The sequence below is a fragment of the Arthrobacter sp. ZGTC412 genome (genome assembly GCF_002929215.1).
Lineage (GTDB): Bacteria > Actinomycetota > Actinomycetes > Actinomycetales > Micrococcaceae > Arthrobacter.
This window is the reverse complement of sequence record NZ_PJII01000013.1, coordinates 94622-102750: the sequence shown is the minus strand read 5'-3', so window position 1 is coordinate 102750 and position 8129 is coordinate 94622. Positions and strand designations below refer to the sequence as shown.

General features: G+C 64.5%; 12 protein-coding genes and 1 pseudogene. 8 read left to right on the top strand and 5 right to left on the bottom strand.

Going from position 1 to position 8129, the window contains the following annotated elements; translation table 11 throughout:
* A partial coding sequence (locus CXQ88_RS14870; RefSeq protein ID WP_104044915.1) for an enoyl-CoA hydratase/isomerase family protein occupies positions 1-756 on the top strand: 756 nt, incomplete at its 5' end.
* Positions 757-1587: 831 nt separating this feature from the next.
* Here CXQ88_RS14870 and CXQ88_RS14865 read toward each other — a convergent pair.
* From CXQ88_RS14865 to CXQ88_RS14845, 5 genes are all read right to left on the bottom strand, one after another.
* Positions 1588-2079: an LmeA family phospholipid-binding protein gene (locus tag CXQ88_RS14865; RefSeq protein WP_258061898.1), complete on the bottom strand. Its 492-nt coding sequence runs from the start codon at positions 2077-2079 to the stop codon at positions 1588-1590.
* Positions 2080-2296: 217 nt separating this feature from the next.
* On the bottom strand, positions 2297-2722 hold the full coding sequence (locus CXQ88_RS14860; RefSeq protein WP_104044914.1) for a hypothetical protein: 426 nt from the start codon (positions 2720-2722) through the stop codon (positions 2297-2299).
* A 20-nt stretch (positions 2723-2742) separates the two neighbouring features.
* Positions 2743-3156 (bottom strand): hypothetical protein, encoded by a 414-nt coding sequence (locus tag CXQ88_RS14855; RefSeq protein ID WP_104044913.1) that lies wholly within the window; start codon positions 3154-3156, stop codon positions 2743-2745.
* A complete protein-coding gene (locus tag CXQ88_RS14850) occupies positions 3149-3733 on the bottom strand; it encodes a hypothetical protein (protein WP_104044912.1) in 585 nt (194 codons plus the stop codon). The genes CXQ88_RS14855 and CXQ88_RS14850 overlap by 8 nt, the downstream gene beginning before the upstream one ends.
* Entirely contained in the window at positions 3724-4326 is a 603-nt protein-coding gene (locus CXQ88_RS14845) for an RNA polymerase sigma factor (protein WP_104044945.1), read from the bottom strand. Before CXQ88_RS14845 ends, CXQ88_RS14850 begins: the two co-directional genes overlap by 10 nt.
* Before the next feature lie 199 nt (positions 4327-4525).
* Between CXQ88_RS14845 and CXQ88_RS14840 the strand changes: the two genes are divergently transcribed.
* The 7 genes and pseudogenes from CXQ88_RS14840 (at position 4526) to CXQ88_RS14810 (ending at position 8062) form a co-directional block, all read left to right on the top strand.
* Positions 4526-5038, top strand: a complete 513-nt coding sequence (locus tag CXQ88_RS14840; protein ID WP_104044944.1) for an Asp23/Gls24 family envelope stress response protein — start codon at positions 4526-4528, stop codon at positions 5036-5038.
* A gap of 58 nt (positions 5039-5096) precedes the next feature.
* Positions 5097-5276 carry a hypothetical protein gene (locus CXQ88_RS14835; protein WP_104044911.1) on the top strand — a complete coding sequence of 60 codons (180 nt, stop codon included), beginning with the start codon at positions 5097-5099 and terminating at the stop codon, positions 5274-5276.
* Positions 5273-5668, top strand: coding sequence for an Asp23/Gls24 family envelope stress response protein (locus CXQ88_RS14830; protein WP_104044910.1), 396 nt, complete (start codon positions 5273-5275; stop codon positions 5666-5668). The genes CXQ88_RS14835 and CXQ88_RS14830 overlap by 4 nt, the downstream gene beginning before the upstream one ends.
* Positions 5665-6246 (top strand): DUF6286 domain-containing protein, encoded by a 582-nt coding sequence (locus CXQ88_RS14825; RefSeq protein WP_104044909.1) that lies wholly within the window; start codon positions 5665-5667, stop codon positions 6244-6246. The genes CXQ88_RS14830 and CXQ88_RS14825 overlap by 4 nt, the downstream gene beginning before the upstream one ends.
* A 30-nt stretch (positions 6247-6276) precedes the next feature.
* Positions 6277-6897 carry a hypothetical protein gene (locus CXQ88_RS14820; protein ID WP_104044908.1) on the top strand — a complete coding sequence of 207 codons (621 nt, stop codon included), beginning with the start codon at positions 6277-6279 and terminating at the stop codon, positions 6895-6897.
* Between the two features lie 134 nt (positions 6898-7031).
* Positions 7032-7268 (top strand): annotated as a pseudogene (locus CXQ88_RS14815) (2Fe-2S iron-sulfur cluster-binding protein); the annotation flags it as partial.
* A 14-nt stretch (positions 7269-7282) separates the two neighbouring features.
* The gene (locus tag CXQ88_RS14810) at positions 7283-8062 is read left to right on the top strand and encodes an enoyl-CoA hydratase/isomerase family protein (protein ID WP_104044907.1); all 780 of its coding nucleotides are present in this window, start codon (positions 7283-7285) and stop codon (positions 8060-8062) included.
* Positions 8063-8129: the final 67 nt, after the last annotated feature.

The following is an 8129-nucleotide window of genomic DNA, read 5'->3' as shown; positions in this document are numbered from 1 at the left end:
GGCGTCGCCGAGGTCGTGCTGGATGCACCTCACAAGCTGAACTCGCTGGATGAGCAGGCGCTGGCGGATTTGTCCCAGGCGTACGACGACGCTGCTGCCGCCGCCTCCCGAGGTGAGGTGCGGGCGTTGCTGCTTCGGGGAGAGGGCCGCGCGTTCTGTGCGGGCCGGGACATCCAGAACGTGACGCCGGAGAACGATGATGCCGCCGCGTACCTGGGCGGGCTGGTGGAGCCGCTGCTGAAGAAGATGAGTGTGTTCCCGGCGCCGACGTTCGCTGCCGCCCACGGAGCCTGCTTGGGCGTGGGGCTGGGGCTGCTGCTGGCTACGGATGTGGTGTACGTGGCGGAGAACGCAAAGTTCGGCTCGCCGTTCGCCAAGCTGGGCGCCACGCTGGATTCTGGCGGGCACTGGTACTTTACCGAGCGGCTGGGGATGCACCGGACGCTGGACCTGATCTACACCGCCGAGCTGATCAGCGGCACCGAAGCAGTAGCGCAGGGGCTGTTCAGCCGGGCCATGCCGGCGGACGAGCTGCTGGAGAACACTCGGGGGATCGTGGCCAAGGTGGCACGCGGCGCCACGGGTGCCTTTACAGTCAGTAAGGAACTGGTGGCGCACATCCGGGACCAGCGCCTGGGGCTCTGGGAAGCCATGGCGGAGGAGAACGCCGAGCAGGCGCGCCTCTGCAAAACGGACGATTACGCAGAGGGTTTCCGGGCTTTCCAGGAGAAACGGGAGCCGCAGTTCCGCGGCTGAGCCTGTCGAACCCAACCCGATAGTTGAGCCTGGGCCCACGCAGCCAGGGGTCCCCAGCTGAGCTTGCGAAGGTGGGGAGTCGGTGCAGAGCGACACCCGGAAGGGCGAACGCAGGTATGTCCGGCCTGAAGGAACGGGTATCGCTTACTCGTGTTTCCCGCTTCGGGTGGTTGTTTACTGGGAAGTGCCGGCGAGGAGAGAGCTCTCGCAACGAAGGCTCCCACCCCAGCACTCGCCGGCACCATTCATAGCGGCGGGCTGAAACTAATGGGTCTCCCGGCGAGCCGGGACCGTTCAGGAACGGCAGGATCCATGCGACACAGATCGCACCTCAAGATTTGCCTAATAAATCATTCTGATGAATAAATACTCTTCCGTCCCGCCCAACTGCTTCCTAGTGTGTTCTTACAAGCTCGTCTAGGCGGAATTGCGAGTACTCGTGGACGCGTCTGCGGGAAATAAGGTCAACGAGGGGACGTTGGATGGAACGAGTGAGCTTTACTGATTCGGCTTTGACTGGCGCGCTGCCTGTGCCAAGAAAGCGGCCTGTTCCCTCTCCTCCTAATAAAACTCCTACAGCATCTCGAGCATTACCTTCCCGGGGCCGGGAACGTGAGGTGCAACAACTCATTTACGACCTCGCCGTGCTTGCTTCCCAGCACAACCCGCCAGTCTCCTAGCGGCATCCCAAGCGCAGGCGCTCACCGCAGCCGTCGTCGGCCCCCCACTTGACCCTGTCCCAGGGGGATCCCCGCAGGCGGGCGACCTGTCATAGGTATAGCCTTCGGGCCCAGAAATGGAAATTTCAAGAGCAGTGCAGGGCTGGCGAAGCTACGGGACAAGTTGGACGTCCTCGCCCAGCAGTCTGGCCCGGAAACCGTCGCCCTGGACGGCGACATCCTGGAGCACGAGGCCCTCGGGCAGGCCCTCGATGTCGTGCTCGATCGCCACGAGCCTGCGCACGACGGCGGCGGTGGCGTCGGAGAGGAAGTCCGGCCCGCCAAAGTCAATTGAACGCGGCTCGACAACAAGCCTGCCGGCCTCGACCTCGACCGTACCGGTGGCGATGACGCGCAGTTCGCGGCCCAGGGCCTCGACGGTGCGGACCACCATGGCCTGGCCGCCGTCGGCGGCGCGGATACGGTCCCGCCACCAAGCTCGTCGGCGATAGCCTCGAACGGCACGGTCGCGTCCACGGTGAGCCGTGCGGCGATCAGCCCGTCCGGTCTCGTGACCACGTCCTGCCCGACGGCCCGGACGTCCCGGAGCATCGAGCCCGCAGCCACAACTGTCCCAGCGTCCAGCTCGAGGTCGGCGAGCCACACCTCGTCCTCGTGGAGGTCGGCGGGAGACTCAGCCCTCGGCGGGCGCTCGGCGCCCAGGGTTGGCGACGGCATAGGTCCTGATTCGCTTCCGCTGGCCGGGTCGCTCACCGCCCACCAGAGGACCGCAACCGCGACCCCCAGGACAAGGACCATCGCAGTAGCACCAATCAGCCAGTCCTTCGCACGCGTCCACTTCATTAGGACAGTCTGATGGCTCACCCTTTGGAACACGAGTCTAAAAGCCGGCCACGCTGCAAGGCTTGAAGTGGATGGACACGGGCGTCCGCATGTATGACCCGGTGGATGAGTGGAGAAGCGTTGATGACCGCACCCTTTCTGGCCGTCGGAAAGAGGCTACGGCTGCGCTTGACGACGACGGACCTCACCTGATCGGTCAGGGTCTTGGCGGAGGGCGGCCACGTCGGCGCCTGGCCGCGAAGTAGGCCAGAGAGGCCATGGCAGCGAAGACGAACAGGCCCCCCGAGAAGGTAGTTGGCAGTCAGCAGCATCCAGACGCCCCACAGCAGCAGCGCCGGCGGGAGGAGGATGGCCGCTGCCCAGAACGCCTTGCCTTGGTGGCGGCCGTTTCCGTCCGTGTTTCCTTCGGCCGGATTTTGAGGGTTGTTGGGTCCAGAGTTCATGCCGGCTCCATGCTGATGTCTTAGAGGGGGCTGGGAGGGTGGGCCGCTGTGGCGGTAGTGGGGTGCTCTATGGCCAGGACCGAGATGTCGATGCGCCCGGGGGTGAGGCCGGTGTGGCTGATGGTCACGGCGATCTGCTCCCGCACGGCCTGGGCGACATTCAGCGCTGCGAAGCCGATATCGGTAGCGATCTGGAGCTGGACGTCGGCGATGCCGCTGTGGACGGTGACGAAGACGCCGTCGTGCCGGCCCGGAGTGGTACGCGTGTCTGCCCTGCGGAGATTTTGGATTGTTCCTGTTCCCAATCGGGTGAGAAGGCTTTTCAGGGTTGGTTCGAGTCGGAGGACACCTGGTGTATCGAGGGCCGTGCGGGCAGCAAGGTCGGCAACGAGGTGGTGGCTGATCAGCCGGGCTTCGAGGGGGTGGTCAGACATCGTAGAGATCCTCCACGGTGATGTTGACGGCTCCGGCGTTGAGCCCAACGTGTGCTGTGATCATGCTGATGATCCGCTGACGCAACAGCTCGGCGGTCCCGGGGATGTCGGTGCTGGAGGCCACGGCGATTCGAAGGTTCACCGAGATGTTGGCGGTCCCCGCCGAGCGGGGACCGTCCGTGGTGTCCGGGGCAGGGTGGATGCGGCAGCGGCGTGCGCGTACTCCTGGAAGGGCATCTGCGCCGGACCAGATGACTGAGGTGATGGCTTGTTCGCTGATCGTGATGGCCCCCTGGTCCGCCTGGTATGCGGGTAGCAGGTTGCCCCTTCGGACTTCGGCGCGGGCCAGGTTCATGATGGCATCTTTGACGCCGTGATGCGGCCGCAGGGAAGCATCTTCGGCATCGTTGTACCGAAGCGTGCGGGTAGCCTCCGCGAGCTTTGCCAGGCTGGCCCGTGCCGTCCGGCACTGGACGCAGCCGTTCTCATGGGCGGTCGGGGGCTGTTTGATGCCAGCCCAGGCCTCGTCGATGCTGCGGCCACAGCCCAGGCGGGGAATGGTTTCGTCTATTGCCATTGACTCATCTTTCCCGTGAGTTGTGCGCGTGCTCTGGCTAGGCGGCCTCTGACCGTCTGTTCGCTGACCTTCAGCGTTGCGGCTATTTCAGCGTAGCTGCGTTCGTGGATTTCCCGCAGGAGCCAGCAGGCGCGCTGCTCGGGCGGGAGGGCCAGCAGCGCTGTGGCCAGGCCGTCCATCTCGCAGGAGATTTCCGCTTCGCGCGCAGGATCGCCTACGACTCCCGGTTCGGTGGAGGCCTCCGCAGTTATTTGCAGAGTTGCCGGTTCCTGGACAACCTCCGCGTGACTGGACCGTCGACGCAGACTGTCCAGGCATCGGTTGGTGGCCATCCGGTAAAGCCACCCGCTGAAAGCCTGCACGTCTATCAGCAGCGGCAGCTTTCTCCAGCAGGCCACGAGGGTGTCCTGTACGACGTCTTCGGCGTCGCCCCGGTCATGCAGCATCCGGAAAGCGAGACGGAAAAGTCTGCCCTGATACGCCTCGACGAGGTATTCGAAGGCGTCCAGGTTGCCGTCCTGGGCCCGGGCGACGACGGTCGCCTCGTCCAGATCGTCGAGCCGTGCCAGGACAACGGGTTCCCGTTCATCCATCGCCGCCGCCGTCCCCTTTGCCCGGAACCGCGCCACCCACGCTTCCGGGGCATATTGACTAATGTTTTCAGACGGCGCCGGTAATGGGAATTCCCCGGTGCGGGGAAACAGGGACAAAACAGTTTGCCTGTCCGCGTGACGTTTGGCGGTGGCGTGCGTCCTTAACCATGTAAGCAACATCGCATCGGTGATTGAGGAGATGGTTCCCGTGACAGAAGCCCCGCAGTTCCCTGGACAGTCCGGTGGCTTGGTGGCTACCGAGGAGGGGCAGAAACGGAACGCCCCGGTAGAGACGCGCCGCACCACCGACCTGCTGCACACGGACCGGGGGAATACCACCATTGAGGAAACCGTGGTCCAGAAACTGGCCGGCATTGCCACGCGTGAGGTTCCCGGCGTTTTTGCGATGGGCAGCGCTGCACGGCGCGCGTTCGGCGCGATGACAGAGCGCATTCCCGGTTCCCAGACGAATGTCAGCGGTGGGGTGAGCGTGGAGAAGGGTGAACGCCAGGCCGCCATCGACTTGAGCATCGTCGTCGAGTACGGAACGTCCATCGTTGACGTAAGCCAGGACATCCGGCGCAATGTCATCCAATCGGTGGAGCGCGCCACCGGCCTGGAAGTGCTGGAAGTGAATGTCCACGTCACCGATGTCCATCTGCCCGATGAAGAGCAGCGGCCCGAAGAGGACGCCAAGAAGACTCTGGAATAACCCCGTCACCCGCTCTGCCTCGCTTCAGGGCGGTAACCGATTTTGGAAGGAGTGCCGCATGTCCACTACACGATGGTGCCTGGCAGTCGGTCTGGTACTAGGAATCGTTTTGGCCTTCGGCGGCTTCAATGCCCTGGTGCTGGCAGTCCTCTTTGGCTTGATTGGGCTGGTAGTAGGCCGTGTTGCGGAAGGAAAACTGGACCTGCAGGCATTGTTCGGCAAAGCATCCAGCCGATGAATGCCACCGCAGCAGCCGCCGGCTCCCGGGACTTGGATTCGCGGGGGCGCACTGTCCTTGACCGAAAGGTGCTGGAGAAGATCGCCAGCCAGGTGGCCAGCGAAGAGTCCTTTGCGGGTGGGTCCTCAGGAGGGTTTCTGGGCATTGGAGCACATTCGGACTTTTCCGCCAGGCCCAGAGTTACGGTGGAGCTTGCGGGCAATATCGCCGTACTCAGCGTGGAAATAGGGTTGCTGTACCCGGTGCCGCTGCGTCAGGCAACCGAACAGCTGCGCCGCCGGATCAGCGAACGCGTCAACGCCCTGACCGGGGTGGAGGTGCGCCAGGTCGACATCACGGTTACCTGGCTGAAACCCGCCGATGAATACGCCGGGCGCCGGAGGCTGTTGTGAGCCGGCGCGATGGGAAAGCCACGCCCCTGCGGCACCGTCCCAGCCGTGCTGTGCCCTCTCTAATCCTGGGAACGCTGCTTCTGGCCGCCGGCGTGGCACTGGTATGGGCGGCGCTGGCCGTGCTGGTAACGGGTTTGTGGCCGGCGTTTCTGGCCGGACCGCGGGATTGGCTGACCGGGCTGACCTGGAACGATCCGGGAGTCTGGGCTATCGGGGCCGCAGCGTCGGTCGTGGGATTGGTCCTGCTGGCGGCAGCACTAATTCCGGGCCGCTTCAACGCCTTGCGGTTGATGGCGCTCGGGGACGAGGGGCCGGTCGAGGTGGCAGGCCCGGAGGAGATTGTTATGACGCGGAGGGCGGTTGCGCGTTATGCGGCTGCCCATTGTGAAAACGTCGACGGCGTCGGTTCAGCATCGGCCACAGCCTCGACACGCGCGGTCCACCTTAACGTGGCCACGGCTCTGCATGAAACAGGGGAGCTGCGCAACCGTGTCATCGCCAAGGTCAGTACTCAACTGGCCAGTGCCGGACTCAACCCGGTCCCGAAGATCACGGCGTCCGTCCGGTCAAAGGAATGACCGCGGCCGCATAACGGAAAGAAGGCACCCATGCGACAACACGCCGGAGCGCTGAACCGCACGTGCCTGGTCATCCTTGGCATTCTCGCCCTGGCCGGCGGCGTCCTGATTCTGCTGATGGCCAGCGGAACACTGCAGGCCATGAACCCCGCAACGGTGGCCGCGGAGAGTCCCGTGGTGACAGGGGACCTGGACGCGGTTTTCGGCCCTGCCTCTGCTAAAGCCATGGTCCTGGTGGCCGGCGTTGCCATGGGCGCCCTGGGGTTGTTGTGGATCCTGGCCCAGATTCCACGAAGGAATTCCGCCGACAGGTACCGGCTGCATCAGGACCCCGCCTCCGGCACCACGCTATGTGATGCCTCGGTCCTGGGCTCTGCGGTGGAAAGCCAGATCAATACCCTTCCCGGGGTTGTGGGTGCATCCGCGCTGCTGCGAGGCACAGCCACGGAACCGGAGCTCGCGATGAAAGTTACGGTAAACAACCGCGCCGACATCCAGGACGTCCTTCACAGCATCAACACCAGGGTCATTCCGGACCTCGCAACGGCGTTGGAAACGCCGTTGCGGAGGACAGGAATCCAGCTTGAGGTCAGTGGCCGCAACGCCATTTCCGGCACCACCGTGGAGACCACCGGCACCGTCGTCTACTGAGAACAAGCACGCCGGCGGAAACGCAGGAGGATAGCAGTGTCTGGCTGATGTTAGTCCGTCCTGTCTCCGCTTTCGCCCGGATGAAGTCAAGGTCTTCCTGGGAGAGTCTAATTTCGCCGTGCTGGTCAACCTCGGCGCCTACCACCCACGCCCGCGAGTCCATCCTCAACGCCGCGCTGCGGGTCCGGCCGGATGTGCCGTTCGCGTGCGCCGGGGGAGTGTGCGGCACGTGCCGCGCCAAGGTGGTCACCGGGAGCGTGACCATGGACGAGAACTATGCGCTGGAGCAGGATGAGCTGGACAAGGGGTACGTGCTGACCTGCCAGAGCCACCCCACCAGCAAGGAAGTCACGGTCGACTTCGACGTCTAACGAAAGGAGCCCGAATGATTTCCCTCTCCATCAACAATGGCGTCGCCGAGGTCGTGCTGGATGCACCTCACAAGCTGAACTCGCTGGATGAGCAGGCGCTGGCGGATTTGTCCCAGGCGTACGACGACGCTGCTGCCGCCGCCTCCCGAGGTGAGGTGCGGGCGTTGCTGCTTCGAGGAGAGGGCCGCGCCTTCTGCGCTGGGCGGGACATCCAAAACGTCACGCCGGAGAATGACGACGCCGCCGCGTACCTGGGCGGGCTGGTGGAGCCGCTGCTGAAGAAGATGAGCGCGTTTCCGGCACCGACGTTCGCTGCCGCCCACGGTGCCTGCCTGGGCGTGGGGCTGGGGCTGCTGCTGGCCACGGACGTGGTGTACGTGGCGGAGAACGCGAAGTTCGGCTCGCCGTTCGCCAAGCTGGGTGCCACGCTGGATTCGGGCGGGCACTGGTACTTCACCGAGCGGCTGGGCATGCACCGGACGCTGGACCTGATTTACACGGCGGAGCTGATCAGCGGGACCGAGGCCGTGGCGCAGGGGCTGTTCAGTAGGGCTATGCCAGCAGAGGAGCTGCTGGAGACGACGCGTGGGATCGTTGCCAAGGTGGCTACCGGTGCTACGGGTGCGTTCACCGCCAGCAAGGAGCTGGTGGCTCACATTCGCGACCAGCGCCTGGGCCTGTGGGAGGCCATGGCGGAGGAGAACGTTGAGCAGGCACGGCTCTGCAAGACCGACGACTATGCTGAGGGTTTCCGGGCCTTCCAAGAAAAGGGCCAGCCGCAGTTCCGCGGCTGAGCCCGTCGGAACTCCGGTGGGGGCTTTGGGAGGTCCCGCCTATCTGGGCTAGGTAGGTACGGTTTGC

What these genes read in the sequence shown, in the direction of transcription:
- CXQ88_RS14860 (WP_104044914.1), bottom strand. Translation starts at nt 2,722, where the DNA reads ATGAACTCTGGACCCAACAACCCTCAAAATCCGGCCGAAGGAAACACG.
- CXQ88_RS14855 (WP_104044913.1), bottom strand. Translation starts at nt 3,156, where the DNA reads ATGTCTGACCACCCCCTCGAAGCCCGGCTGATCAGCCACCACCTCGTT.
- CXQ88_RS14850 (WP_104044912.1), bottom strand. Translation starts at nt 3,733, where the DNA reads ATGGCAATAGACGAAACCATTCCCCGCCTGGGCTGTGGCCGCAGCATC.
- CXQ88_RS14845 (WP_104044945.1), bottom strand. Translation starts at nt 4,326, where the DNA reads ATGGATGAACGGGAACCCGTTGTCCTGGCACGGCTCGACGATCTGGAC.
- CXQ88_RS14840 (WP_104044944.1), top strand. Translation starts at nt 4,526, where the DNA reads ATGGTTCCCGTGACAGAAGCCCCGCAGTTCCCTGGACAGTCCGGTGGC.
- CXQ88_RS14835 (WP_104044911.1), top strand. Translation starts at nt 5,097, where the DNA reads ATGTCCACTACACGATGGTGCCTGGCAGTCGGTCTGGTACTAGGAATC.
- CXQ88_RS14830 (WP_104044910.1), top strand. Translation starts at nt 5,273, where the DNA reads ATGAATGCCACCGCAGCAGCCGCCGGCTCCCGGGACTTGGATTCGCGG.
- CXQ88_RS14820 (WP_104044908.1), top strand. Translation starts at nt 6,277, where the DNA reads ATGCGACAACACGCCGGAGCGCTGAACCGCACGTGCCTGGTCATCCTT.
- CXQ88_RS14810 (WP_104044907.1), top strand. Translation starts at nt 7,283, where the DNA reads ATGATTTCCCTCTCCATCAACAATGGCGTCGCCGAGGTCGTGCTGGAT.